This is a genomic window from Bowmanella yangjiangensis (assembly GCF_017255015.1).
Classification (GTDB): domain Bacteria; phylum Pseudomonadota; class Gammaproteobacteria; order Enterobacterales; family Alteromonadaceae; genus Bowmanella; species Bowmanella yangjiangensis.
On record NZ_JAFKCS010000008.1, the window covers coordinates 103,270 to 129,543 of the forward strand.

The 26,274-nt window shown below is 50.7% G+C and carries 16 protein-coding genes; 8 read left to right on the forward strand and 8 right to left on the reverse strand.

Annotated features, from left to right (window positions below; all coding sequences use genetic code 11):
- Positions 1 to 29: 29 nt before the first annotated feature.
- The 6 genes from J0A65_RS10330 to J0A65_RS10355 all read left to right on the forward strand — a co-directional run bounded on the left by J0A65_RS10330 (position 30) and on the right by J0A65_RS10355 (position 8,882).
- Positions 30 to 1,280 (forward strand): sugar MFS transporter, encoded by a 1,251-nt coding sequence (locus J0A65_RS10330; RefSeq protein WP_232849870.1) that lies wholly within the window; start codon positions 30 to 32, stop codon positions 1,278 to 1,280.
- On the forward strand, positions 1,277 to 2,290 hold the full coding sequence (locus J0A65_RS10335) for a carbohydrate kinase family protein (protein ID WP_206594098.1): 1,014 nt from the start codon (positions 1,277 to 1,279) through the stop codon (positions 2,288 to 2,290). Before J0A65_RS10330 ends, J0A65_RS10335 begins: the two co-directional genes overlap by 4 nt.
- Positions 2,287 to 3,474 (forward strand): AGE family epimerase/isomerase, encoded by a 1,188-nt coding sequence (locus J0A65_RS10340; protein ID WP_206594099.1) that lies wholly within the window; start codon positions 2,287 to 2,289, stop codon positions 3,472 to 3,474. Before J0A65_RS10335 ends, J0A65_RS10340 begins: the two co-directional genes overlap by 4 nt.
- Before the next feature lie 62 nt (positions 3,475 to 3,536).
- On the forward strand, positions 3,537 to 5,744 hold the full coding sequence (locus J0A65_RS10345; protein WP_206594100.1) for a GH92 family glycosyl hydrolase: 2,208 nt from the start codon (positions 3,537 to 3,539) through the stop codon (positions 5,742 to 5,744).
- On the forward strand, positions 5,741 to 7,963 hold the full coding sequence (locus J0A65_RS10350; RefSeq protein ID WP_206594101.1) for a GH92 family glycosyl hydrolase: 2,223 nt from the start codon (positions 5,741 to 5,743) through the stop codon (positions 7,961 to 7,963). The genes J0A65_RS10345 and J0A65_RS10350 overlap by 4 nt, the downstream gene beginning before the upstream one ends.
- 100 nt (positions 7,964 to 8,063) lie before the next feature.
- Positions 8,064 to 8,882, forward strand: a complete 819-nt coding sequence (locus J0A65_RS10355) for an endonuclease/exonuclease/phosphatase family protein (RefSeq protein ID WP_206594102.1) — start codon at positions 8,064 to 8,066, stop codon at positions 8,880 to 8,882.
- A 265-nt stretch (positions 8,883 to 9,147) separates the two neighbouring features.
- On the opposite strand, the gene J0A65_RS10360 is transcribed toward J0A65_RS10355, so the two are convergent.
- The 3 genes from J0A65_RS10360 to J0A65_RS10370 all read right to left on the reverse strand — a co-directional run bounded on the left by J0A65_RS10360 (position 9,148) and on the right by J0A65_RS10370 (position 13,218).
- Complete coding sequence (locus tag J0A65_RS10360) at positions 9,148 to 9,555, reverse strand: DUF1801 domain-containing protein (protein WP_206594103.1); 408 nt, start codon at positions 9,553 to 9,555, stop codon at positions 9,148 to 9,150.
- A 25-nt stretch (positions 9,556 to 9,580) separates the two neighbouring features.
- Complete coding sequence (locus tag J0A65_RS10365) at positions 9,581 to 10,324, reverse strand: GntR family transcriptional regulator (protein WP_206594104.1); 744 nt, start codon at positions 10,322 to 10,324, stop codon at positions 9,581 to 9,583.
- Between the two features lie 170 nt (positions 10,325 to 10,494).
- Positions 10,495 to 13,218: a TonB-dependent receptor domain-containing protein gene (locus J0A65_RS10370; RefSeq protein ID WP_206594105.1), complete on the reverse strand. Its 2,724-nt coding sequence runs from the start codon at positions 13,216 to 13,218 to the stop codon at positions 10,495 to 10,497.
- 227 nt (positions 13,219 to 13,445) lie between these two features.
- On the opposite strand from J0A65_RS10370, the gene J0A65_RS10375 reads away from it, so the two are divergent.
- On the forward strand, positions 13,446 to 14,648 hold the full coding sequence (locus tag J0A65_RS10375; RefSeq protein ID WP_206594106.1) for an anhydro-N-acetylmuramic acid kinase: 1,203 nt from the start codon (positions 13,446 to 13,448) through the stop codon (positions 14,646 to 14,648).
- 26 nt (positions 14,649 to 14,674) lie between these two features.
- On the opposite strand, the gene J0A65_RS10380 is transcribed toward J0A65_RS10375, so the two are convergent.
- Positions 14,675 to 15,739 carry a metallophosphoesterase gene (locus J0A65_RS10380; protein WP_206594107.1) on the reverse strand — a complete coding sequence of 355 codons (1,065 nt, stop codon included), beginning with the start codon at positions 15,737 to 15,739 and terminating at the stop codon, positions 14,675 to 14,677.
- 103 nt (positions 15,740 to 15,842) lie between these two features.
- Positions 15,843 to 18,854, reverse strand: a complete 3,012-nt coding sequence (locus tag J0A65_RS10385) for a TonB-dependent receptor domain-containing protein (protein WP_206594108.1) — start codon at positions 18,852 to 18,854, stop codon at positions 15,843 to 15,845.
- A 310-nt stretch (positions 18,855 to 19,164) separates the two neighbouring features.
- Between J0A65_RS10385 and J0A65_RS10390 the strand changes: the two genes are divergently transcribed.
- Positions 19,165 to 21,288, forward strand: coding sequence for a winged helix-turn-helix domain-containing protein (locus J0A65_RS10390; protein ID WP_206594109.1), 2,124 nt, complete (start codon positions 19,165 to 19,167; stop codon positions 21,286 to 21,288).
- Here the strand turns inward: J0A65_RS10390 and J0A65_RS10395 are convergent.
- From J0A65_RS10395 to selD, 3 genes are all read right to left on the reverse strand, one after another.
- Positions 21,266 to 23,998: an insulinase family protein gene (locus tag J0A65_RS10395; protein ID WP_206594110.1), complete on the reverse strand. Its 2,733-nt coding sequence runs from the start codon at positions 23,996 to 23,998 to the stop codon at positions 21,266 to 21,268. The two genes, J0A65_RS10390 and J0A65_RS10395, sit on opposite strands and share 23 nt — an antisense overlap.
- Before the next feature lie 137 nt (positions 23,999 to 24,135).
- The gene (gene mnmH / locus J0A65_RS10400; RefSeq protein WP_206594111.1) at positions 24,136 to 25,218 is read right to left on the reverse strand and encodes a tRNA 2-selenouridine(34) synthase MnmH; all 1,083 of its coding nucleotides are present in this window, start codon (positions 25,216 to 25,218) and stop codon (positions 24,136 to 24,138) included.
- Positions 25,219 to 26,256: a selenide, water dikinase SelD gene (gene selD, locus J0A65_RS10405; RefSeq protein WP_206594112.1), complete on the reverse strand. Its 1,038-nt coding sequence runs from the start codon at positions 26,254 to 26,256 to the stop codon at positions 25,219 to 25,221. It abuts the gene before it with no gap.
- Between the last annotated feature and the right edge of the window lie 18 nt (positions 26,257 to 26,274).

The window sequence follows — 26,274 nt, forward strand, 5'->3', positions numbered from 1 at the left end:
TCGCGCCCTTCATATAGCGAGACGAGATTATGGCAGGTTTTCAAACAGGTCAGGTAACAGGCGGGCAAGTGAACGGTGGACACTTTGCGTTTGCCGCCATGACCACGTTATTTTTCATTTGGGGCTTTATTACTGCCCTGAACGATATTTTGATCCCACATCTTAAGGAAGTGTTTTCTCTTAACTACACCCAGGCCATGCTGGTGCAATTTTGTTTCTTTGGCGCGTATTTTATTGTGTCGCCCTTTGCCGGCATGCTGATTGAAAAGATCGGCTACCGCCGCGGCATTATTACCGGTCTTTGTACTATTGCGGCAGGCTGTGCGCTGTTTTACCCGGCGGCAGAAGTCAAAGTATACGGCGTGTTTTTACTGGCACTCTTTGTTCTGGCCGCTGGCATTACGGTTTTGCAAGTCTCAGCCAATCCTTATGTGGCCATTCTGGGGCCGGAAAAAACCAGCGCCAGCCGTTTAAATCTGGCTCAGGCAGTGAACTCTCTGGGCCATACATTGGGCCCCCTGTTTGGCACTGTGCTGATTTTCGGTGCAGTCGGCGCGGCGATTAGCGCCGATGCGGTAAAACTGCCCTATCTGATTCTCGCTGGCGCTACGGTACTGGTCGCATTGTTGTTTAAAGCCATTAAGCTGCCAGATATACACGCCGACCTGCAACAGCAAGCCAAACCTAGCTGGTCAGAGGTACTGGAACATCGTCAACTGATGTTCGGTGTATTGGCCATTTTCTTATATGTGGGGGCTGAAGTCGCTATCGGCAGCTTTCTTGTCAATTACTTTGCCGAAGCACACATTGGTAACCTTAGCGCCAAGCAAGCCGGAGCCATGGTTTCCTACTACTGGGGGGCAGCCATGATTGGTCGCTTTATCGGCGCCGCCCTGACCCGCGTTATTGCGCCGATTTACGTGCTGGCGGGCAATGCCACCTTAGCTATTTGTCTGATTATTCTGTCCATCAACAGCGTTGGCGAGTTGGCCATGTGGTCTATTCTGGCCGTTGGCTTCTTTAACTCCATCATGTTCCCCACCATTTTCTCGCTGGCCATTGGTGGTCTGGGGCGGCTGACGTCTCGCGGCTCAGGTCTATTGTGTATGGCTATAGTCGGTGGCGCCATACTGCCTTTACTGCAAGGCATTGTGGCAGATCAAAGCTCAGTCCAAATCAGCTTTATCGTGCCTATGTGTGCTTACCTGTATATCGGCTGGTATGCCCTTTATGGCGTCAAGGCCTCCCCCAAAATTCAAGCCGCACAGGTGCAACCATGAAGAAAGTGTTGTGCTTTGGCGAAGCCTTAATTGATTTTCTTAACGTAGGCGCCGCTCATCAGGGCCCGCTGACCTTACCCGAGTTTCGCCAGTATCCGGGCGGCGCACCGGCCAATGCCGCCGTTGCCGTGGCTCAGCTAGGTGGCCAGGCTTTATTTGCAGGGCAGGTAGGGCAAGACCCTTTTGGTGATTTTCTGGCTGATGCCCTCAGCCAATATGGTGTAGATACGCGTTTTCTTTTACAACATCCGCACGCCAAAACCGCCCTGGCGTTTGTGATGCTGGATAACAGTGGCGATCGCAGCTTTTCCTTTCACCGCCATCAAACCGCTGATGTGATACTGGATAAGCAGCAGGTAAACCCCGAATGGTTCAGTGGCGAAACTATTGTGCATATTTGCAGTAACACCCTGACCACGGACCAAATAGCCGAATCAACGCAACATGTTGTGGAGTCTGCACGTCAGGCCGGCAATCTCATCAGTTTCGATGTTAACCTGCGGCACAATTTGTGGGCCGAGAATCAGGCTGATCGCTTGTTGGTCAATAAGCTGGTTGAGCAGGCAGACCTGGTCAAGTTTTCCCGCGATGAACTGGACTACCTGGCCGAAGGTGAGACTAGCGCCTACCTGGCTCGCTGCCTGAATGCCCAATGCCAATTGCTGTTGGTCACCGATGGTGCCAATCGGATTGACTACTATACCGCCTCTCACCAGGGCAGCATTCAGCCTCCCAGTGTCAAAGCCGTGGACACCACCGCCGGTGGCGATGCCTTTATCGGAGGCTTCCTTTACGGCTTGAGCTGCCTTCCTAACAGCCATAAGATTTTCGTCCAACCGGCAGAACTTGAATCCCTGCTGTTATTTGCCAGTCATTGTGGCGCCTATGCCGTAACAAAACCCGGTGCATTTCCGGCCTTGCCGGACCTGAACAATATACAAGCGCAATTGCGCGCCCATGGACATGAACTTTCAGCATTCAATCCCGCTTTATTCCGGAGCCAGGTATGAATTTCCTATCCCAAGACTTTCTCATTGAACATTGCCAGAGCATTCTGGATTTCTATACCGACAAAGTGGTAGACACCAGTGGTGGATATCATCAGAACTATCTGGATGACGGCAGACTATTCGACACAGATTTTAAACAGCTAGTCAGTAGTACGCGGATTATCGTCAACTATGCCTTGGCCGGGATGCTGTTTAATCGTCAGGATTATCTGAGTATTGCCCGCCACGGCTTGAACTACCTGGAAAAGGTGCACTGGCAACCGGACAGCCAGACTTATGCCTGGACCCTTAAAGACCATCAGCCGCTGGATATGACCCAGCAGGCCTATGGTTATGCTTTCGTGTTGTTAGCTTATGCCGCCGCCCGTAAAACCGGCTTGGTCAGCGATAACAGTAAATTATTGATGGTTTACGATCTGCTGGAAAAGCGCTTCTGGCAAACCGAATACGGCTTATATGCCGATGAAATCAGTCCGGCTGGAGTGCTGAGCAGCTATCGTGGTCAGAATGCCAATATGCATTTGTGTGAAGCTATGCTGGCAGCTTACGAAGCAACAGGTCTCAGCCAGTTTTTGGAACGTGCCAAATTGCTTGCGCACAATATTGCTGTGCGTCAGGCCAATCTCACCGATGGGCTGGTATGGGAGCATTACACACCAAGTTTCCAGCCAGATTGGGAATACAATAAAAACGATCCGAAGAACCTTTATCGGCCTTGGGGTTTTCAGCCAGGCCACCAAACCGAGTGGACCAAGCTGCTATTGATCCTTCATCGTCATGCACCGCAGGATTGGCTGGTAGAACGCGCTAAATCGTTGTTTGATCGTGCCTATCAACAAGCCTGGGATGCACAAGAAGGTGGTCTGGTGTATGGTTTTGACCCACAAGGTAATTGGTGTGACGACGACAAATACTTCTGGGTACAGGCCGAAAGCTTTGCCGCGGCAGCTATGCTCTACAAAGTCACCGGTGATAACAACTATCTGGAGCAGTATCAGGCACTGTGGGAATACAGCTGGAAGCACATGGTAGATCACCAATACGGTGCCTGGTTCAGAGTGCTTAGAAGAAATAACAGCAAGTATTCCAACCAGAAGAGTGCTGCCGGTGCCAAGTGTGACTATCACACCTTGGGCGCCTGCTTTGAGGTACTGCGCGACTTAGGTGTTACGGCTCTGAAGTAACAGGCCGGGCAGAGATAGCCTGTCTACAGGCAGGCTGTCTGCCAGACAACGATGAGGATGTCATGAAAAGAATTGTCACCTTGCTGCTGGTCACTCTACTGTCAGCATGCAATACTCCTTCGACCAACCAGACGGCTTCAGACAAGCTCGATCCGCTGAACTTTGTTGACCCATTTATTGGTACCGATGGCAAAGGTAAAACCTATCCTGGTGCCACCGTACCTCATGGCATGGTGCAGCTAAGCCCCGATAATGGCCGTACCGGCTGGGACTGGATAGCCGGCTACTTTTATCCTGACAACATTATCGCTGGTTTCAGCCATACGCATTTATCCGGCACTGGCGCAGGTGACTTGTACGACATCTCTTTTATGCCGTTAACCCGTCCCTTTAAAAAACTGAAAACAGAAGGCGGCCCTGAAGATGGCACCATTATCTCGCATTTCAGTCATGAACAAGAGCAAGCCAGCCCGGGCTACTATCAGGTACTTTTGCAAGATTACGATATTAACGTTGAACTAAGTGCCGGTGTTCGCAGCGGTATACAGCGTTATCAATACCCTGAAAATACTAAACAGGGTGTCATTCGCCTTGACCTTGCCTACAGCCGCAATTGGGACAAAACCCTGGCTACCCATGTGGAGATCTTCGACCACTATAGTATTGGTGGTTATCGACGCTCTACCGGCTGGGCCAAAGATCAGAGAGTGTATTTTTACACGCGCTTTTCTCGCCCTATCGCTCAACATCTGATTCAAGCCAATGGCCGCACCCTCACGCAGTCTAAGGGCTTTGGTGAAGATCTCAGCCTGGAAATGGACTTTGAATTAAGTGGTGACAACAGCATCCTGGTGCATACCGCCATCAGCTCGGTCAGCATAGAAAACGCCAAAGCCAATCTGGAAGCAGAAGTGCATTTATTGGACTTTGAGCGCACCAAGCTGGCTGCTGAGCAAGCCTGGCGGGACGAACTAAGTAAGGTCGTGGTTGACGCCACGCCGGATAACCTCAAGCAGTTTTATACCGCCATGTACCACGCATCACTGGCGCCACGGCTCTTCTCCGACCTGGATGGCAGTTATAAGGGCCCGGATGGCCGTATTCAGCAAAGCGGCAAGTACCCTCGCTACGAATTTTTCTCCTTGTGGGATACCTTCCGTGCTCTGCATCCCTGGAAAACCATCATCGACCAGCGCCGCACCCGCGAGATGATGGACAGTATGATGGCTCACTATCAGGTGGCTGGGCGCTTGCCTGTGTGGATATTTCAGGGCAACGAAACCGACATGATGATGGGGTATCACTCAGTCCCCGTTTTGGTGGACGCCTACTTAAAGGGATTGACCGACATTGATGGTGAAACCTTGCTTAGCGCCGTGTTGCAAAGCGCTGAACAAGAAGAGTTTGGTTTACAAAGCTACCAGAAGCTTGGCTATGTTCCCTATCCCGAACGTAAATGGAACGTGGCCCTGACCTTAGAGTACGCCTTCGATGACTGGGCTATCGCCCGTTTGGCCAAAGCACTGGGTAAAGAGGGCATCTACCAGCGCTTTGCCAGGCGAGCACAGAACTACCGGCACCATTTTGACCCGCAAAGCGGTTTTATGCGCGCTTTGGACGAGCAAAAGCAATTCCGCCAACCTTTTGATCCCAATGCCTATCATCCAGAAGATTACTGTGAAGCCAATGCCTGGCAATACAGCTTCTTTGTACCACATGATGTTGAGGGTATGGTGGAAATGATGGGTGGCCCGCAAAAGGTCAGCGCCAAACTGGATGAGATGTTCAGCACAGTGCAGGATCTCGAAACCTTCCCGGAGTGGATTTCGGGTTATATCGGCCAATATGTGCATGGCAACGAACCCAGCCACCATGTGCCATACCTGTATCAGTATCTTGGCGAAGGGCAGAAAACCCAGAAGCTGGTCAGGCAAATTATGGATGAGCTTTACAGCACCGCCCCGGATGGCCTGGCAGGCAATGAAGACGCAGGGCAAATGTCGGCCTGGTATCTATTCAGCGCCCTGGGCTTCTACCCGGTCGATCCGGTATCCGGCGAATATGTACTTGGCAGCCCTGAAGTACAAAGTGCTGACATTCATCTGGAAAACGGCAAGGTATTTAAGATCCGCACAGAAAATCAGGGGCCGCAGCAGGTCTATGTGAAATCCGTGACCTTAAACGGTAAAGCATTAACAGGCTTTCGTCTGCGTCATAGCGATATTATGGCAGGCGGTGAACTGGTATTTAGCATGAGTGAAAAACCATGAAGACGTTGTTCTTTGGCCTGCTATTGGCCAGCACTAGTGCGCTGGCTGGCAACAGCCAGCATGTGAATCCCTTTATCGGCACCTCAAATTTTGGCGCCACCCACCCTGGCGCTCAGTATCCCAATGCCTTGGCATCGGTTTCACCTTTTAATGTGGCCTATGGCGACACCCTCAATAAGTTTGAAAAGGACGCCGCCTGGAACTCCAGAGTGTATATCCATGAGAATGGTTATCTCACCGGGTTCAGCCACTTAAATCTAAGCGGCGTGGGCTGCCCCGAAGCCGGCGTGATGTTGTTGATGCCTACCACCGGAAAGCTAAATCTGGATGCCAGGGAATACGGCAGCACCTATTCGCAAGAGCAAGCCAGCCCGGGTTACTACAGCAGTATGCTGGACAAGTACCAGGTAAAAGCCGCACTAACCAGCACCCTACGCAGCGGGCTTAGCCGTTTTACCTTCCCGGCCGGACAGTCGCATATTCTGCTGAACCTGGGACTAGGCCTTACCAATGAAAGCGGCGGCTCATTAAAGGTGGTGTCAGAGCAGGAAGTAGAAGGCAGCCGTATGCTCGGCACCTTTTGTTATAACCCTGAAGACGTGCGACCGGTTTATTTTGTAGCCCGCTTCAGTAAAGCGGCGGCTGAATTTGGTGCCTGGAAGAAAATGCCCAAGTACCAGAATGTGGAAGCCGACTGGATCCACTATAACGACAGCATTAAACCTTATCCGGGCTTTCGTCAGACCTTATCCGGTGATGACATAGGTGCCTGGTTTAGTTTTGATACCTCTGCCAATGAAGCCATTGAGGTTAAGCTGGGTATCTCTTTTGTTAGCATCGAAAATGCCCGTGCCAACCTGGATGCAGAACAACCCGGCTTTGATTTTGCCAAGACCCGTCAGGCCGCGGTTGATGCCTGGGACAAACTGCTGGATAGGGTTGAAGTTGAAGGCACGGATACCAACAAAACCCTCTTTTATACGGCCCTTTACCATAGCTTGATTCATCCCAATATCCTGCAGGATATCAATGGTGACTATCCTTTGATGGGCCAGCAAGGCATGGGTAACAGCAAGCGGAATCGCTACACGGTGTATTCGCTATGGGACACCAATCGTAACCTGCACCCCTTATTAAGCTTGCTTTACCCCGAGTTACAGAGCGATATGCTCAACTCAGCCGTGGCCATGGCTGCTGAGAGTGGCTGGCTGCCAAAGTGGGAGCTATACGGCATGGAAACTCAGGTTATGGTTGGCGACCCTGCCACCCCGATGCTGGCAGATAGCTATCTGCGCGGTATCCGCGATTTTGATATACGCAGTGCCTATCAGGCCATGGTCAGAGCGGCCGAACAACGTCAGAACAATTTACTCAGACCAGAGAATGCCGACTACCTGGACTTAGGCTATGTTCCTGTCGATGATGAAGGGCCTTATGACGGCAGTGTCTCTACCAGCCTGGAATACTATCTGGCCGATTTTAATCTGGCCCAGCTGGCCGGCGCACTGGGAAAAACCGAAGACCAGCAGAAGTACCTCAGCCACGCGATGAACTACCGTAAGTTGTTTGATGCCAGCACAGGTATGCTGCGCCCTAAAAATCGCAGTGGACAATGGCTGACCCCTTACGATCCAGAGCTTGGTAGAAACTTCGAGCCGGCACCTGGGTATATCGAAGGCAACGCCTGGAATTATCGCTTTTATGTGCCTCACGACACACTAGGTCTGATTGAACTACTGGGTGGCCAGAACAATTTCCTTAACGCACTAGACGCCACCTTCGATACCGGTAATTTCGATATGGCCAATGAGCCGGACATTACCTACCCCTTCCTATACAACTATCTGGACAATCAGGGCTGGCGAACGTCGCTGAGGGTTAAACAGCTGATTGCTGAGCACTATGGGAACCACCCAGCCGGCCTGCCGGGTAATGACGATACCGGCACCATGTCGGCCTGGTTAGCCTTTGCCATGATGGGAATTTACCCGGTCAGCCCAGGGGTAATGGACTATGCCTTGTTTGAACCCAGCTTTGACAAGATCACTGTGCATCTGAATTCAGATTACTACCCTGGCGGCAGCCTGGTGATAGAAAGCAGAAAAAAGAACAAAAGTTCTAATACTAACGCTCAAATTAAATTCCAGCAGAAAGATTTAGAACAACCATTCTTAAGCCATCAAGCGCTGGTGAATGGTGGTCGGTTGGTTTTCCAATAGCCGCGCTATTGGCAACCAGAATGGCTGATGTAACTGTGCAGGGCTTTTGCCCGGCATCCACTGCCAGTCTATGGATTTGTTACCGCTAAGGAGCTTAGAAATGCCTAAAGTCACCAGTGTTTTGTTGTTGGTATTAAGTACCTGCTATGTTGGCAGCTTAAAGGCACAAGCACTTGTGGTGGAGAGCTTTAACCTGCGTTACGACAATCCCGCCGATGGCGCTAACGCCTGGCCTCATCGACGGGCAATGGTAAAAGAGCATCTGCAAAATCTTCACCCCGATTTGGTCGGCCTTCAGGAAGTGTTAGCCCACCAGTGGCAATGGTTGGGACAGCAGCTACCAGAGTACGGGCAGTTAGGCGTGGGGCGGGATGACGGTAAACAAGCCGGGGAGTTTGTCCCTGTACTCTATCGCCTCGACAGACTGGAATTAAAGAAGAATGGATATTTTTGGTTATCGGAAACCCCGGATAAAGTCGGTTCTATAGGCCCTGGGGCTCACTTACCACGCATCACCAGTTGGGCATTGTTTTACGATAAGCAAAGCCAAAACAGCTTTTGCTTTTTTAATACCCATTTTAGCCATGTGAGCGACAATGCCCGGCAACATGCGGCAAAACTGCTGCTGGCGCAAATCACCAACCTCTGTGAGGGCTTACCGGTAGTTATTAGCGGAGATTTTAATGCCAGCCCTTCTGATACAACTTACCAACTACTTACTGAAAGGCTGAGCGATACCGCCGATAAGTTGGCTCCGGCCACTTTCAACGGCTTTGGCAAGGCAAAATCTGCTGCGCGAATTGACTACATTTTTACCGATAAGGCTATCGGCAGTTCACAGTATCAAACCCATCAAGTCATAAAGGACGGGGTGTATATCTCCGACCACTTCCCTATTTCGGCAAAGCTAATATTCTAATTGCTTCATCACCACCCAGCTGGCGGATAACATCAAGAGAATCAAAATCTTAGATGCGCGGTGGTAGCTATTAAACCCTTCGTATATTTCGTGTCCTTCGTGTTGATTTGCATTTTGTTTTCTCACCAATAAGATCAGAAGAACACGAAGGGGGAATCTTCCCTTAAATCAACCACTTGCTTATGGCCGAGAGAGTGATATCAATCAAAGTGAGAGCCTGGGAGAGCGATATCACTAAAAATGACAACCTACAGGCCAACTAAGCTTAGCAGGCACCAAGCAAAGGTAAATGCTTGCGTTTGTGATAGGTCAGTGCAAGGTGCAAGCAATGTTTGATAGCGGCCTCAGGAAGGGAGCCACTAACAGGTAGCAGTAATGCCCGGTTTCCCTCAAATTCAAAGGATTGCGGGTACAATTCACGAAATGTTTCCACCAATTGGGTTTGGCAGTGGAAATACAATTGAATCATCTCTGGGCGACCAGCTTTCCAGTCCATTCTCACCGTGCTGCCGCCTTGTACCGAATAACTGGGTTCTGCCCATTTCAACGATTCGCTGACAGGATTTAACGCTTTCTCGGCTGCGATGTCATACAGCCATTGGCGCAACAGAGAAAAGACGGGTCGAACTTCTGCCGGGTAGCTATCGATTTTTATCTGCACATCAGTATTCATTGCCAATCCCTTTGACTCTGTCTATTTAGCTAAGGCCGTCCTGCAGCTCCGACACAAACACATACTTGTCACCACGATAGACCGAACGGGTATATTCCACCGGCGAGCCGTCGTTTAAGTAGGTTTGACGCTCAATGCGCAGCACCTCGCTGCCGTCTTTTACTGTTAGTAGCCCAGCTTCTATAGGTGATGCCAATGAGGCGCGCAGCTTCTGAGTACCTTGCTTAGGGTGTTTGCCGTATTCTCGCAGGGCCTGGTAAAGGGAGTCCTGCACTACATCGGGAGATGGCAAGATGGCGGCAGGGATCACTGCGTGCTCAATGGCTAAAGGTTCACCGTCAGACAAGCGCAAACGGCTGAATCGCATCACGGGTTCGCCTTCACTCAAGCCTAAGTGCTTGGCTTCGTCCTCAGTCGCCTTGGCCAGACTTTTTACCAGCCACACCGAACTTGGCGATTCACCACGACTTTTGGCATCAGCAGTAAACCCGGTCAGGCGCTGACCAGATTGTTCCCGGCCTGGGGCGATAAAGGTTCCGGCTCCCTGGCGACGCACCAACAGACCTTCCTCTATAAGTTGCTCCAGTGCCTTACGTATGGTCACCCTTGAGGTGCCGGTAATTTCCATCAACTCACGTTCGGAGGGCAAGGCCTGGCCGCTTTTAACCACACCATCATCAATCAACTGGCGAATATGGCTAGCCAGTTGGCGATAAAGCGGCGTTGCATCATGCAGGTTTGGGGTCAATTGTTTTGGGAAAGTGTGCATCACTGCGGACCTTGTTTATAAGACTGCCGAACTCCGCCGACAATGCTCTGAGTAGGGTTAATGCCATTTACAACCTGGCAACGTTATGTAACAGAATATCTATTTTCAAACTGCAGTCTACTGTACAAACAAAAAAGGCGGCGACTAACGCCGCCGCCTTTCAGCAGAGGTTATGGACGGTAACGAACCGACAAACCAAATGAACGACCTATCACATCGTAATCACTCACTGTGCCAAACAAGTTGCCGGCCGCTTTAGGCATAGGCGGCTCCTTGTCGAACAGGTTGTCGATACCGAAGGTCAATTGCAGTTCGTCTGACACTTCCCATGAGGCTGCCAGATCAATGTAGTTCTGGGCTGAGATCGTATCAGTGGCATCCAGTGCATTAACGACATCGCCGATACGACGCCAGCTCAACTGTACATTAACCTCATCAATGAACAGGTCAATGGCGGCACGATGGCGATAATCGGCCTGCAGAATACTGGCAAAGTCGCCAGTACAGGCAGTACCAAAGGTACCTTTACAGTCACGAGCGGCAACCGTGGCGTTGTCCTGACGTTTCTGTTCGGTTACTACGTTACCCTGATAGCTGATTTGCAGGGTTTCGCCGAAACCTAGCAGTGAATCAAAACGGTAACGGGCACCAATATCAATACCGGATTGCTTCAGGGTCGCCAGGTTCAGGTCATTAACCAGCGTCTGGCTGATAAGACCGGTAGTGGGATCACGCAGTACCGCACCACACAGAGGATTATCTGCAACCGGGTTGTCGATATAACAGTTGGTCAGGGCAGCGATTGGCTGGATCTGACTTACTGCATCAGAAATTTCGATATCGTAGTAATCCAAAGTCAGGTCAAAGCCGTCAATGTAGTCCGGGGTGTATACCAGGCCCACAGTGTAGGTTTCCGCTTCTTCCGGACGGATATTCGGGTTACCACCGAAGGTGTAAACGGCCTTGGAAGTATCGAACACAGTACCAGGGGCGGCGGCACCGAATCGGGCACATTGCTCGGCATTACCACGACCATCTAAACAAGGATCACCGTCAAAACGGCCGCCTAAACGCGGTACGAACTGCGAACTGTTAGGGTCGAACAATGCCAGAGACAAAGCGGTTTCAGGGCCGGCAAACTCACCCAGGTTTGGTGCGCGAATCGCGGTCTGACGGGTGGCACGGAAACGCACGTCGTCATTGATAGTCCAGCTCAGCCCCAACTTGTTGGTATTAGCGGAGTCTGTGTTGGAGTAATCAGACATACGGTACGCACCTTCCAGGTTCAGCTCCTGAACGAAAGGCAGGTCAACCAGCAAAGGCACTAGCACTTCAGCGTAAAACTCTTTGGAGTCAAACTCAGCGTCCATATCAAAGATACCGCCCAGACCATAGGCCGTGCCGCTGCGCAGCGCGCTACCGGCGGTTTGGATGCCATGCTCTTTACGATATTCATAACCTACGGCGTAGCTCAGTGGACCGGCGGGCAATTCCAACAGGCCTAAGGTATCGCCGGAGAAGGTCAATGCCACAATGCTTTGCTCACGCTGGCGGTCAGAATGCAGTACTGGGTTGCTCAAGCTGCTCAAATCAGCGTCCGGACCGAAGATGTCAACGGAATTGGCAATAGCGCCGAAGCGGCTGTTACCGGCTGCGTCAAAGCGCACACCATTGTTATACACTGTTGCTTTACCGTCGGTACGGCCATATTGACCATAGAGATCCCAGGCGATGTTATCTGTAATATCGCCGCGCAAGCCCAGTTGGAATTGCAAGGTATTGCGCGTGGTTTTGGTGTGCTGCATACCAAAACCCAGGTTACGCTCAACATTAACCAGGGCTTCGCCATTGGCATCAAAGGTCAGCAGGTCGCGGAACTGGTCAGTGATAAATGCATTATCAGCACTGATACGCACCTGCTCGTTGACCGCCACAGGAGTTTGGCCAGTAGAACCTGCGCCGGTAACGCGCACCTGAGTGAACATAGCGCGGCCATAAGCTTCAACGCTATCTGCCAGGTCGTAATTGAAGAAAACACCGGCGCTTAAGCGCTTCAAGGGTTGGATCAGGAAACGTTCATTGGTTACATCCGTAGTTTGGCGTGTGGTAGAAAAATTGCCTGCATCATCAAAGGCAAAGAAATTACCACTGGCTACATCGGTAAAATTGCCACCCTGGCTGGCTACCAATGTTTTAGTGGCAGAAGTGAAATCACGCTCACCGGCCAACAGCTCCTGGCGCTCGGAGTAGCCCAGATAACCCGTAACATGGCCACGACCGTCATTGATGTCACCACCAAAAATCGCATCCATATTAAATTGCTCACCACCACCGCTTGGCATCTCGTAGCTGCTGGATAGCTCCAGTCCTTCATACTGGTCATCCAGAATAAAGTTAACCACACCGGCTACCGCATCAGCACCGTAAATAGCGGCCGCACCGCCGGTTAGCACGTCAACACGTTTGATCAGACCAGCGGGAATGCTGTTCAAGTCAACTGAGTTACGGAAGCTAAAAGGTGTGGCACGGGTACCGTTGATTAACACCAGTGTCCGGTTTTGTCCAAGACCACGTAAATCCAGCGTTGATGAACCCAAAGAGTCACCTACCGTGGCACCAGTGCTGTTGGCACCGCCTGCCGCCTGGGGCAACTTCACGGTGATATCTTCAACCGTTACCGCACGGTCCAGTTGTAACTGGGTTTTCTCAATGGAAGCAACCGGACTGGTTGCCGTCAGCTCACTGCGAGCAATACGCGAGCCGGTTACCTGAATAATTTCGGCACTTGTTTCTGCACTTTCCTGAGCCTGGGCACTGGCCAGCAAGCCGAACTGTGAGACAAAAGCAGTTGTAGCGGTACAGGCCAACAGCCTGGTAATTTTGTTCTTCTTCATTTAACGTCCTCTGCGATTATGACAATGGTATTAAATTGGTATTAAAAAATTTTGATACATCAGATACCATTAGTCAAACCATAGGCGCTTTTACTTTTCTTGTTTTGTAAGTAAATCTCTTGCAAACCTGAGTAAATCCAGTTTACAAGGCGGATTGCCGCTGTGTACAAGCAAACAGGAAAGTGTAGAGTACGAAGTTAATACCAATTTCCAGGCAGGAGACCGCAATGCATCGCCATATCGAGACACTTCAGCAACTTTCCAACAAACCAGAACGCTTAATTATCGGTTTGATGAGCGGCACATCCCTGGATGGTTTGGACGTTGCGCTGTGTAAAATCCATGGTGACGGCTTGCAAAGCAAAGTGGAATTGTTGGAATTCACCACAGTTGCGTATGACGACACTTACCGTAGGTTGATTCGCGATATCTTTTCCAGGCGTGATGTGGACTTACAACAGGTTTGCCTGCTCAACCCCTGGATAGGCACTCTGCACGGAGAAATGATCCTCGACTGCCTGAAGACCTGGCAACGTCAGCCTCAGGAAATCGATCTCATCGCCAGTCACGGCCAGACTATCTTCCATGCGCCTAAATCCCTGCATGGCGTGACAGCAATGCCAAATGCTACCTTACAGATAGGTGACGGCGACCATGTGGCGGTGAAGACTGGTATTATTACCATCAGTGATTTCCGCCAGAAGCACATTGCTGCCGGGGGCGAAGGCGCACCACTGGCGGTGTACGGCGATTTTCTGATCTTTGCCGACAACCAGGAAAACCGCGTGATGCTGAATATGGGCGGCATCGCCAACTTTACTTTCCTGCCTGCCAGCTTGGATGCACAGGCCGTATTCAGCACCGATGTGGGTACGGGTAACACCTTAATGGATGCGTATGTACAAAAGCATTTTACCCCAAAAACCTACGATGCCGATGCTGCTATTGCGCGTGCGGGCAAGATTAACCCCGCACTCCTCGGTGCATTAAAAGCCCATGACTTTTTTACCCAGGGCTTCCCCAAAACCACAGGGCCGGAGCTGTTTAATCTGGACTATCTGGCCCGCGCACAAGTCGCCAGCCATACCCAACAGCTCAGCCATGAAGATGTCATGGCCACCCTGAATCGTTTTTCTGCCGATATGATTGTGGACGCCCTGAATCGCTGTGCAGGGGCGCTGGGTGAATACCATTTGTATGGCAGCGGCGGTGGTGTGCATAACCCGCTGCTGATGGACAATATCCGCAGCCAGATCCCTCAGGTTAAAGTACATTCAACCAGTGAGCTGGGTATCAACCCCGATGCCAAAGAAGCCGTGCTGTTTGCTCTGCTGGCCAACGAATGCGTAGCCGGCGGTAAAGCCCAGTTTGGTAACGCCAGAGAAGGGATCCCCAGCGTCACTATGGGTAAAATCAGTTTCCCAGACTAATCAGCCTGACACGCTGATGTGAATCACTACAGGCTAACGCGGCTGCCATCCAGCAAGCCGCGGTAGCGCTTGCCGTTTTCAATCAGTAGCATTTCACCGTTTTCGCCGTTTTTAATGCCGCTGTCGATGGCAATGATTTTGCCGTCATAGAAGCTCGAAACATGCTCCTGAGTGGTATGCCCGACAACTATGCTGTTAACCCCGAAGTGGCTACGCAACGCATCAATGTCTTCGTTGCTAGCCTGTGGAAAACGAAAATAGCCACGATACCAGATAGGACCATTGGTCTTATGCAAGTAACGGGTAAAACCTTCCCTGGGATGGTCTTTATCTTCTATCAACTGGCCAGAGAACACCTGGTTAATCTCAGCGAGAGTCCTACCTTCTTTGGCAAGATCCGGATGCAAGCCACCATGCAAAAACAGCAGTTCCCCCACTTTGACCAGTACATTGCGACTGCGTAGCCATTGCCCAAGCACCGTGTCTTCACCATATAAAGCAGGGAAAGGCCGATTCAGCAACGTGGCAATTTTCTCATACTTTTCATTTAGATAACGAAGGTCACCATTGAGTACCATCATTTCATGATTACCCAGCAGAAAATGCAACTTGCCACCCGCTTCCAGCGCCTGATGCTGTAACTGGTATATCAACCACAGGGCTTCTGTTTGACGAGGCCCACGGTCAAAGATATCACCGGTAATCACTAAATGGCCCTGGCCAAACTGCCAGTTACCCTGTTTATCCATGATGCCATGTGCGGTCAGCAAGGTTTTGAATAGCTCAAACTGGCCATGAATATCACTGATGGCCGCCAGTTTCGAAGGCTGTGGATATTCCAGTACCGGGCGTTTCGCCGCTTGCGGTTGCAACTGTGCCTGTAAGCCACATTCTTCAATAGTGACGGCACTTTTCACTTCGGGAAGTGTCCTGGCTTTCGCTTCACCGGCACATACCCATAGTGCCTGCCAGTTTGGCAAACTGGTAAACACATAAGGGCCATCATCCAAGGTGTCAGCACTTATAATACCTGACGCACATACCAGAACGGCTGAAATCAACAAATGACGCATATTTATTCCCACCAACATATCCCATCCCTGTTTAGTTAAAGACTTGGCTTCCTCTGCGCGGACAAACAACCTGGTAAAAAATAAAACGGGCGCCGCAGCGCCCGTTTTAACGAGAGTGGAATTAGAACTTCAGTTCTGCACCCAGGTAAGCGAAGCGGCCTACACCACCGTCATACTCACCTTCATAGTTTCCGTCACCAGTTTCGACTACATCACCGGTATTAGGAACAAAGGGGCTTTCCTTACCAAATACGTTGCGAACACCACCGTATAGTTTCAGCGCCATACCACCATCCAAATCCAGGTTGTAGGAAGCCGATACATCATGGGTAATGTAAGAACCGTAGAACAAGTACATGGGTGTTTCGGGGTTAGCTACACCACCGGTACCGGCATCAAGCTTAGCTTGGTTCTCAGCGTACAATTCATTCCATGCTTCTACGCGGTCATAATCATCAACCACAGAGCTCTTATACTTGGTTTTCCAACGAATACGCAGATCATCATAGCGCCAGGTCACAGAGGCCGTTGCCCTGTCGGTAAAGACACCCGAGCTTAACTCGCCTTTGTATTCTACGGTTTCCAGACCATCGTTACCTTCATAGGTTGCTGAACGCTCGATAACGTGGGTGAAATTAAGGTTAAAGGACAGGTTGCCGTAGCTTTCTGTCTCATACTTGTAAGCCATGGAGATGTCATAGCCACGAGAACTTTCTTCTGCCAGGTTAAACTGACGCTGGATCAACTGGGTAATATTACCTTCAGAGTCACGGGTAATTTCGCCACAGAAAGGATTACCGTCACCAAATGGAACAGATGAGTCATAACACTCTTTCAGGATCTGCTCATTACCAATGGAGGTAATGGCATCCTCGATAGAAATGTCATAGTAGTCCAAGGCGATATTGAAGTTTTCCAGGAAGCTGGGCGCGGCGGTAATACCTAAGGTATAGGTATCTGCCGTTTCTTCCTTCAGGTTCTCGTTACCTGCGTTGGGTGAGTAGCCGGTATTTTCGTCAGTGAACTGACCGTACAGTTCAATGGCGTTAGCAACTCCTGGTTCCTGACGACATGCATCATGACCAGCACCAGTAGAGGTAGCGGTTACACCGTCACAGATATCAGAGAAGCTGTTGTAGTCGCCACGAGGAGGAGATACCAACTCGGTAATGTTTGGCGCACGTTGTGCACGAGCATAGTTAGCGCGGATAGCATAGCCTTCGGCCGGCTCCCACAATAATCCAGCACGATAGGAAGCCATCAGGTCAATATTTTTCTGGCTGTAGTCAGCTAAACGCAAAGACAAATCAAGATCTAAACGTTTAGCGGCTGTAGCGTCTTTTAACAACGGCAGGGTAGCCTCACCGAAGGCTTCCCATACCTTCACCTCTCCGGAAAAAGGCGGTACGTCGTTAAAAGTGATAGCCTGGCCACGCAATGCAACATCAGTATCAACTTTCTGTGTATCACGGCGATATTCAATACCAAAGGCAGAAGCAACCATACCCGCAGGCATCTCAAACAGGTCGCCAGTCATAAAGGCCTGAGCATTAAACTGAGTAATATCGGTGTTGATATAGGGATTGGCACGAATATAGTCAGCCGCTTCAGGGCTGATGCTGTTAATACCAAAAATATTGACCGGTACACACCCTTCGGCGCGAGCTTGCTCATCGGCACACTGAATAGTCGTACCGTCAGCCGCGTATTCAGCATCCAGACCTAAGGCCAGCTTGGTGATACTGATTTCATTAAAACGACGCTGTTCTTGTTTGAACTTACCGTAACCAACAGACGCTTCCCAATCCCACTGTCCATCAAACAAGGTACCTTGCAGGCCAGCAGCGGAACGAATAGTAGTACGAGTGTTCTCGGTGATAACATTGCCCACTTCGTCGAAGCGACGATCCCACGTCACACTTCTACCAGCCATTTCTGCGATTACCGCAGGTACAAATGGATTATTCGGGCTAATAGTGCCAGGAATAATCAGCTCAGATGCACCAGTTTCCGGGTTAATGCGCAGCTCATCATCGTTGTAATCCTGACCTTCTGGCGGATTAGTACGGCCAGACTTGTTCTTTGCGTAGTGAATTTGGAAAGTACCACGCAGATCATCAGTCAGGTCATAATTAACTTTGATGGCGCTGGCCAGTTTGTCGACGGGAATCTTCAGAATATCCCACTCGTAAGTATCATAGCCGTCACGCTCTTCTTTAAAGCCTTCTTTTAAATTATTGTCGGCGTCATACCACCAGGCATTACCTTCAAAACGGCCACCAGAGATATCATTACTACGTTCACGCCAGTCATCCATGGTGATGTCACGCATACATTGGTCGCCATCAATGGTGTTATTGGCGTTACACATTTTCTCTGCATCATAGTCAAAGCTTGACTCGTACTGAGAACGGTCACGATCCCAGGCCAACAAGCCAAACTGACGATCCCAGGTCACTGCAGCAAGCATGTAACCACGATCATCGTCGAAGCTGGCGCCATAGCCCGTATCGATAGTGAACTCACGACCACCACCTTCTGTAGTTTCACCGCCGCGCACATCGATCTCAAAACCGGTTTTATTATTTTCAGTGATAATGTTCACAACACCGGCAATCGCGTCAGAGCCGTACACTGCAGAAGCACCACCAGTGATAACCTCTACACGGTCGACCATGGCTGCAGGAATAGTGGCTAAACTAATGTAGTTGCCACTGTAGCTGTTGGATACCGCACGGCGCCCATCAATTAGTGTCAGGGTGCGGTCAGTACCCAAATCACGCAGGTCGATGGTGGACAAACCAGTATTTTGCACACTACCTTGCGTGTTTGTGTTGCTTGAGCCAGCGCTGATAGAAGGAATTTCATCAACCAGAATATCGGCCAGTTCACCCAGGCCGCTATCAACCAAGTCTTCTTTACCCATCAACATCATGGGGGTGGACATGGAGAAGCTGTCACGTTTAATACGTGAACCGGTAACAGCAATTTTTTCGACTTCCTTAACTTGCTGCTGCTCAACCTGTGCGGCATTGCTGCTTTGAGTGGCTGACACCTCAACTTGCTGCGCCATTGCTGAGGCACTGCTAAATACCGCTGCCTGAATAGCAAGGGTTAAGAGTTTCTTTTTCATTGGTTGTGTATCCCTAAAATAATTTTACTTTTACGGGTTTATTGCTCAGCGCCAGCGACTACCTACTGGCGGATATTTCCTTTTATTTAACCTGGTTAACAAGCACAATACAGTTGGGCTCTATTCTTCCCCAGTTATATCTCTATTTAATCTCTATTTGCGCTTTTTTCTTTCTATAACAATAAGTTGAATTCCACTGTAATCAAGGGTAACATTTGCTCACGCTATTGTGATTGCGGCCCATGCGGCAATTCGATACTCTGCCTTCACACTGTTCGACCACTGTTAAAAACAGCATAAAAACAACGCCATGCTTCAGCAAACCCCCTTCAGATTAGGTCAGTTCAGAGTTGAGCCGCTTGAATGCGCCATCTATCTGTCGGATTCAGATAAGCAGAGCTTGCAGCCCAAGTTTATCGAGGTGTTGTGTTACCTGGCTTCTCATTACCCTCGGGTAGTGCCACGCCAGGAACTGATTGAGCATATATGGCAAGGCAACGGCTACGTAGGAGAGAAGGCATTAACCAATGCCATCTGGCATCTGCGGCAGGCACTTAAACACCCGGATGGCAGTGAAAGTATTCAGACCATTCGTAAAAGTGGTTACCAGTTGCTGCGCGAACCTGAGTATCTGTCCCCCCCCAAGACGCTTGCACCAACGGCGTCAGAAACTTCTTCGACAAGCCAGCGCCGACGACACCGTCCGTTGTGGTTATGGGTACTCCCTCTGCCATTACTGCTCTTAGTGTTTTGGTGGCTGCAGACAGAGGAGCTGAGCCCCATTAGCGGTATCGAAGTTATCACCACCCAACCGGGGATGGAACTCTTCCCCGCGCCAACTCCTGACGGCAGGCATGTGGTGTATAAATGGCGTCGGCCGGACGGCAGCATGGACTTATACATGCAGGACACCCAGCAGCCCAATCTGTCTCCCAAGCAGTTAACCTTTGACGAAGAAAATGAAGGGCGTGCGGTCTGGGATATGACAGGTAAGGTGCTGTATTTCAGGCGTAAAAATGATGATCTTGAAACCTGCAACATGATCAAACTAGATGTACAAAGCCTGCAGGAACAAATTATTGGAAAATGTCCGCTGGGGGGCGACTTGCATTATCTGGATATCACCCCGGATAACAGCACGCTGGCTTACTGGGGCCTGGAAGGGGTTGCTGACAAACCGGCGGTTTATCGCCGCCGAATAAACAGTGAATCCAGTCAAACACCGGTATGTCTGACTGAATGTGATATGCGCGACCGGGATATGGCTTTTTCCCCTAATGGACAGTATCTGGCCATTAGTCGCCGTCTTAGCCGCTTCTCAGAAAATATTTATCTGCATGACCTGACTACTGGTCAGGAAAGACTGATGATTGAGGGCGAGTCCGATATTGTCGGCATAACCTGGCACCCGGATGGCAAGCACCTGGTATACGGTGTGCAAAGAGCAGATTCACGTTCTGGTTATCTGTTGAATGTCGTTACCGGGCGCTTAACGCCCTTGAATATTGAAGGATTCAGCTACCCGTCATTTGCCAAGAAAACACCCTGGTTGTATTTCCAGACACGCAGCGAGTTTTATCAGATTGCCTACCTGCCGCTGGCAAACGACCTGCCTTCCAGCCCATTTCCGTTTTTGCAGTCAGACTACAACCATAAGTATCCAGACTACTCAAATGCCAGTGACAGCATTGCCTATCTGTCCAACGAGTCAGGCAACTATGAAATATGGATAGCCGACGCCGATGGCAATCAGCGCCAGCAACTGACTGAATTAAAGCGCCCTGTGCTTTTTCCTAAATGGTCCCATGACGGCAAACGTATTGCCTTTCTGGCAGCAAACGCCGATGGCAGTGGTGACTCTTTGATGGTGGTTGAGGTCGCAACCAAGCGCATATCCCGGGTACCCAGCCCTTACAATGGCCATTACCGGGTCACCTGGACAGCCGATGACAGCGCTTTAGTCGGGTCTATTTACATGAATGAAGACACCGAAGAGCGTGAGCGGGAGCTCTTTCTGCTGCCCTTGGATGGCAGCCCTGTGACCCAGTTAACTTATGACGGCGGAAGACATGGTGTACTGCTTGAAGACGGCAGCTTGCTCTACACTCGCTCCGAGCCGGGCCTGTACAGACTGTCACCGGGCTCAGAACAAAGTGAGTTGCTGATCAGCGCAGAACAATTTGGAACTCGCTACTCCTGGACCTTAGCCGACGACGGCATTATCTATTTCACCGATCCAGGTACTCGTTACAAGGACATAAAACGCTATGACGCCCGAAGCGGCGAAATTAAGCCGATTCTGCGCCTGCCGGTGCCCGAGGTCGTTACAGAGAGTTCATTTAGCCTGGACAGCAAGCGGCAACGCCTGCTGTTCAGCAATACCATCAAGTATCAGTCAGATATAAAACGTCTTAAGCATCTTGAGCTGAACTAGCCTCGGCTTTAGCCGCGTCCAATAGCAAGCCATTCAAAGGTAAGGCCAATAAAGACGCTGCCTCGCGCTGGAAAGTCTCAAGAGACAAGTTTTGAATGGCCAACTCAAGTTGCTCCTGCCAGTCCAGCGTCCGCCCATAGCGAATATGGGTGCGCAGCTCAGCTTCCATATCAGCACTGTTTAAACGCCCCTGACGCAGGGCATCCAACAGGTTTGCCTTCAATGCATCGAACTCCATCTGGGTAAGTGCCTGCAGGCTAGGTACAAAGTCCTGATTAAACCGGGCAATCCGCCCATGCAATTGTGTGGCACTGGCTACCGGAGATTGGACGAAATAACCCAGATAATGAATGCCCCTGCGCTGTTCGGCTCCGGCTCTGACGGTATAGCCTAGCTGTTCCTGAGTGCGTAGTTGATGGAAAAACGGCGCTTTTAGCATACTTCCCAACAGTTCAACCAAAGCGATGTCATCCAGCGTTTGAGCCTTTGGTTGCAGAACCAATCGCACCGCGCTGTCCGAGCCCTCAATCATGCGAGTCTGCAATGGAGTGGGCCACTTTCCATCCCACATGGTCGAGGCATTTGCTTGCTCCTGAATACTCCTTTGCAGTGCCAACACATGTTGGCTAAGTGCATCGACAGTGGCAGATGGCACAGGCCCGTAAACCACTAAGGTCATCCTGGCATTGTCCAGGTAATGCTCAACAAACTGGTTGTAGTCACTTTCCTGTAAATCGCGCAGCGTCAACAAATCCTCGCTTGGCAGACTTGCCAAACCTAACTGGTGGTCAAGCAGACGGCTGCTTTGCACCGTCAGTCGTTCACGCTCAAATCCCTCAAGTGCATTTATTCGGCGTACCAGAGTCTGCTTTTTTGCCTCATCTGACAGCGTTTGCTTTTCCAGGCCACCAAGCAAATCCGAAAACAGCGCAGACCAATTACCGCTTTGGCCTTTTATCTGCAGGCGCATCCCGGTACTTGTTGCGCTAATTCCGGCTTGTATGTCTGCCGCCGACGCCTGTTCCAGGATGGGTTCCAATTGTTGTTCCAGGCGCTTTTCCCACAAGGCATTGAGGGCATCAAAGTCAGCGCCATTCGAATGGCTATCAATATACAAGGTGATGGCGGTATAACTGTCTGCGGACCGGCGCGGTGGTAGACCCCAGACATCCAGACCCACCAGCGACTGATGCTGCAAGGCCTTAGCAACAGTGCGACTCTCGGTTTCAGCAAAATATGGGGAGACAGAAGGCGGCACAAAATCCAACTCAGCTAAGGTCCAATCAGGTATCAAGGCGCGCTGATATTCGGTCTGATAAATCGGTTCCCGGCTTTGTGTGCTGAGCTTGCGCCCTTCCCTGACCACCAGCATATTCTCGGGCTTAATGGCAGCCCAATACGCAGCTAAAGCGCTTGGATTAAAGCCTGACGACAGATATCCCTGGCTCAGCACCTGGCTGGCCGGGTATTCCAGTAAGCGTCTGGATAGCTGACGAACCTCATCGGCCCCCACATGCTCAGGTGAATTATCAAAACGGGTCGCCGATAGCCTGGCAAACAGCTTAAAAACCGAAGGGTTTAATGCCTGTTCACGCAGCATTTGAAAATAGGCATGGGTCGCTGCGATGATAGCGCTCTGTTGGTCCTTACCTGAATTAGTTAACACAAACTCTATGCTTAGCAGTTCGTGCTTATCGTCCAGATAAGAAATAGAAGCCGAGAGACTTTGAACCCAGCCTTGCTCGCGCAAGTAATTTTTCAGACCATTGGGGTTAAAACTTTCCAGCAACCATTCGGTGTACTCATCCACCATCGCGTCCCGACCAGCCTGGCTGGAAGGCATTGGGAAGGACAAGGTTAGCCGCTGACGCTTACGCAGGGTTTTGATATCCACCTGACGAGGCTCATCGGCGAGCAAAGGAGCGGGTTGGGATACCAGCGCTTTTCTGCAATTATCGGCTATGGCGCTGAACTTGTCTTTGGCCTGTTGTTCAAGTGCAGCCAAGGACTGAGGCCCAGCCAACACCAAACTCATGCGGGAACTGCAATAATAATCCTGGCCGAAGTCGGTCATTGCCTTGTGCAGGGTCAGGTTTTCACTGTCTTGCAGGGTATCCAGATTACCGGTGGAAAACTTCCTATAGCCGTGTTCAGGGTTAAACAGCGTGCGCATCACTTCGCGCTTACGCCTGAAGGCATCCTGAAATTTCATGCTGAACTCTGCATTGACCGCATGACGCTCTTTGTAGACCAACTCGGCAGGCAACAAAGGTCCGATAAATTGCCAGGCGAACCTGTCCAGCGCAGGCTCAAAGCCATCTCCTGCGGTTTCAAAATAGTAATTGGTTGCCTGCGCGGATGTGGAGGCGTTGGAGCGGCCGCCCTGATCAGCGAGAAACTGTTTGTATTCAGCGGCATCCGGGTATTTCTGAGAGCCCTTTGACAGCATATGCTCGTATAAGTGCGCAAGACCCGGCATTTGCTCAGGATCCTGATAATAGCCAGCTTTAACGGTCAGGGAGGCATAAGCTTTTGCCAGTGCGGTATCGCTTAGGAGCAGCACTTTCAAACCGTTATCCAATTGCAGATATTGGTAACTGGCTGGATCCTGTTGGCCTTTAACTATATCAGTATTTCTGGCTCCCTGAGGGGATAACTGACAAGCGCTGAGGGGTATCAGTAAGGTAAGCGACACAAGCCACTTTGGCATGGCATTTTCTCCCGGTCTGCATGTTGGTGTAACAGTGCAAACCCTAAACGCCAGCCCCAAACAGGCTCAATGCAGGGGATCTCCTTTTTACCTCTATTCTTTCTCTATCCGCCTGTATTACCGCCAATTTCGTGCTTTTACGCGGCTAACCAGGCCTTAAGTTGTAATGCATTGCCGCGGAACAATATCCGCCTAGGTCGCTTACTCAGTTGGTAATCATACATAGGATCATAATAGTCGCGCAGCAAGCGGGTAATCCAAGCGCGATGCAAATTGGCATCGCCGGTATTTGCTTGTTGAACCAAGGCCTGCTGCATCAGAGTATTCAGTTGCTGATAGGCTTCACCGCCAAGACGACGGCGGATACGGAACAAACTTCCCTGCAAGTAGACAGAAAATTGCGCAAATGCGTCATCCACATAATGCACTAAGCTGGCTGCGAAACGCTGTTGTATATATTCATCAAAGATGCACTCCACCCGTTCATCCAACGACGAGTCAAGTATGATGACGGGTGCCTGCGCCATTTTCTCGCGTAGGGATAGCGGCAGCATAAGCGACCCTATGTGGCCGCACTCATCCTCCATAATGGTGGTCTGCGTCGCCTTTTCACCGAGCTTCAACAGACTGATCGCCAACTGGTTTTCAAAGCTGATCTGGGTCGGCTGCGGCATTAAACCTGCGCCAAAGCTTGAGCCCCGGTGCCTGGCCAGCGATTCCAGATCAACGGCATTGCCAAGTTCCTGTAATAACAGCGTTTTACCCGAACCGGTGCGCCCTGCCAGCAAAATGATATTCTGTCTGGCCACTTGCAGTTCCAATTCATTTAGCAAAAACTGACGCAGCGCCTTGTAACCGCCTTTGATGCGCGGATAACTTACTCCGGCTTCCTGCATCCAGCTCTGGGTAATTTGCGAGCGCAGCCCTCCCCGCCAACAATACAGGTAACCTTGAGGGTGGTTTTTCGCGAACTCACACCAACGCCGGAGTCGCTCTGCTTTTATCTCCCCACTAACTAGCTTATGCCCCAGGTTGATAGCAGCCTGCTGACCTTGTTGTTTGTAACAAGTACCAACTTTGGCCCGCTCAGCATCTGTCATCAGCGGTAAACTTATGGCGGTGGGAAAAGCCCCTTTAGCAAATTCAGCCGGCGCCCTGAGATCCATCAGCGCCGCATCGCTGATAAACACCTGCCGGTAATCATCACACTCAATCGCCATTCAGCACACCTCAATCCACATCGGCGAGTGCAGCTCAATCAGCTCGCCTATGGGCTGTGCATATAAGCCCTCATCCGCCAACAGACTCTGCACACTCTCGCGACTAGCCTTCGCAGCGGCAATCAGCAGGCCACCGCTGGTTTGCGGGTCGCACAATAAGTGCTGCTGTAAGAGGTTTTGTAGCACTACCTTATGCCCGTAGCTGTCAAAATTGCGCCGGGTGCCGCCGGGGATGCAGCCTTGTTGCAGATAATATTCGACTGGGTCAAGCCTGGGGATGGCATCAAACCAGAGCCTGGCCGCTAGGTTACTGCCTTCGCAAACTTCCAACAAATGGCCGAGTAGTCCAAATCCGGTAACATCGGTAATGGCACTGACGTCTGGCAACGTGGCCAGTTTTGCCCCCACTTTGTTCAATTTACACATCTGATCCCTGGCCAAAAACTGGTGTTCAACCAGCAGTTTTCCCTGCTTTTGTGCGGTGCTGAGCACGCCCACGCCAAGTGGCTTGGTCAGATAGAGTTCATGCCCGGCTTTAGCGGTATTGTTTTGCTTTAGCTGAGAAATTGGTACCTGGCCTGTCACCGCCAGACCAAAAATAGGTTCAGGCGCGTCTATGCTGTGTCCGCCGGCCAATAAAATGCCGGCATCAAGACAAGCCTGACGACCACCATCTACCACCTGCCTGGCGACATCGGCTCCCAGCAGATTGACTGGCCAGCCGAGAATGGCAATAGCCATCAGAGGGGTTCCGCCCATGGCATAGATATCACTGATGGCATTGGTGGCAGCGATACGGCCAAAGTCAAAGGGGTCATCGACTATGGGCATAAAGAAATCGGTGGTGGACAACACAGCCATACCGTTCCCCAAATCATAGGCAGCGGCATCGTCTTTACTGCTGTTACCAACCAACAGCAAAGGATTGTCGGGAATAACGAGCTGACTGCTCAGGATCTCATCGAGCACCCCAGGCGCAATCTTACAGCCACATCCTGCGCCATGACTGAATTGGGTTAGTTTGATCTTGTTCTGCATAGCCTGTCGATTAAGGGA

Coding starts and splice junctions, on each gene's coding strand:
- J0A65_RS10330 (WP_232849870.1), top strand. CDS start 30: ATGGCAGGTTTTCAAACAGGTCAGGTAACAGGCGGGCAAGTGAACGGT.
- J0A65_RS10335 (WP_206594098.1), top strand. CDS start 1,277: ATGAAGAAAGTGTTGTGCTTTGGCGAAGCCTTAATTGATTTTCTTAAC.
- J0A65_RS10340 (WP_206594099.1), top strand. CDS start 2,287: ATGAATTTCCTATCCCAAGACTTTCTCATTGAACATTGCCAGAGCATT.
- J0A65_RS10345 (WP_206594100.1), top strand. CDS start 3,537: ATGAAAAGAATTGTCACCTTGCTGCTGGTCACTCTACTGTCAGCATGC.
- J0A65_RS10350 (WP_206594101.1), top strand. CDS start 5,741: ATGAAGACGTTGTTCTTTGGCCTGCTATTGGCCAGCACTAGTGCGCTG.
- J0A65_RS10355 (WP_206594102.1), top strand. CDS start 8,064: ATGCCTAAAGTCACCAGTGTTTTGTTGTTGGTATTAAGTACCTGCTAT.
- J0A65_RS10360 (WP_206594103.1), bottom strand. CDS start 9,555: ATGAATACTGATGTGCAGATAAAAATCGATAGCTACCCGGCAGAAGTT.
- J0A65_RS10365 (WP_206594104.1), bottom strand. CDS start 10,324: ATGCACACTTTCCCAAAACAATTGACCCCAAACCTGCATGATGCAACG.
- J0A65_RS10370 (WP_206594105.1), bottom strand. CDS start 13,218: ATGAAGAAGAACAAAATTACCAGGCTGTTGGCCTGTACCGCTACAACT.
- J0A65_RS10375 (WP_206594106.1), top strand. CDS start 13,446: ATGCATCGCCATATCGAGACACTTCAGCAACTTTCCAACAAACCAGAA.
- J0A65_RS10380 (WP_206594107.1), bottom strand. CDS start 15,739: ATGTTGGTGGGAATAAATATGCGTCATTTGTTGATTTCAGCCGTTCTG.
- J0A65_RS10385 (WP_206594108.1), bottom strand. CDS start 18,854: ATGAAAAAGAAACTCTTAACCCTTGCTATTCAGGCAGCGGTATTTAGC.
- J0A65_RS10390 (WP_206594109.1), top strand. CDS start 19,165: ATGCTTCAGCAAACCCCCTTCAGATTAGGTCAGTTCAGAGTTGAGCCG.
- J0A65_RS10395 (WP_206594110.1), bottom strand. CDS start 23,998: ATGCCAAAGTGGCTTGTGTCGCTTACCTTACTGATACCCCTCAGCGCT.
- mnmH (WP_206594111.1), bottom strand. CDS start 25,218: ATGGCGATTGAGTGTGATGATTACCGGCAGGTGTTTATCAGCGATGCG.
- selD (WP_206594112.1), bottom strand. CDS start 26,256: ATGCAGAACAAGATCAAACTAACCCAATTCAGTCATGGCGCAGGATGT.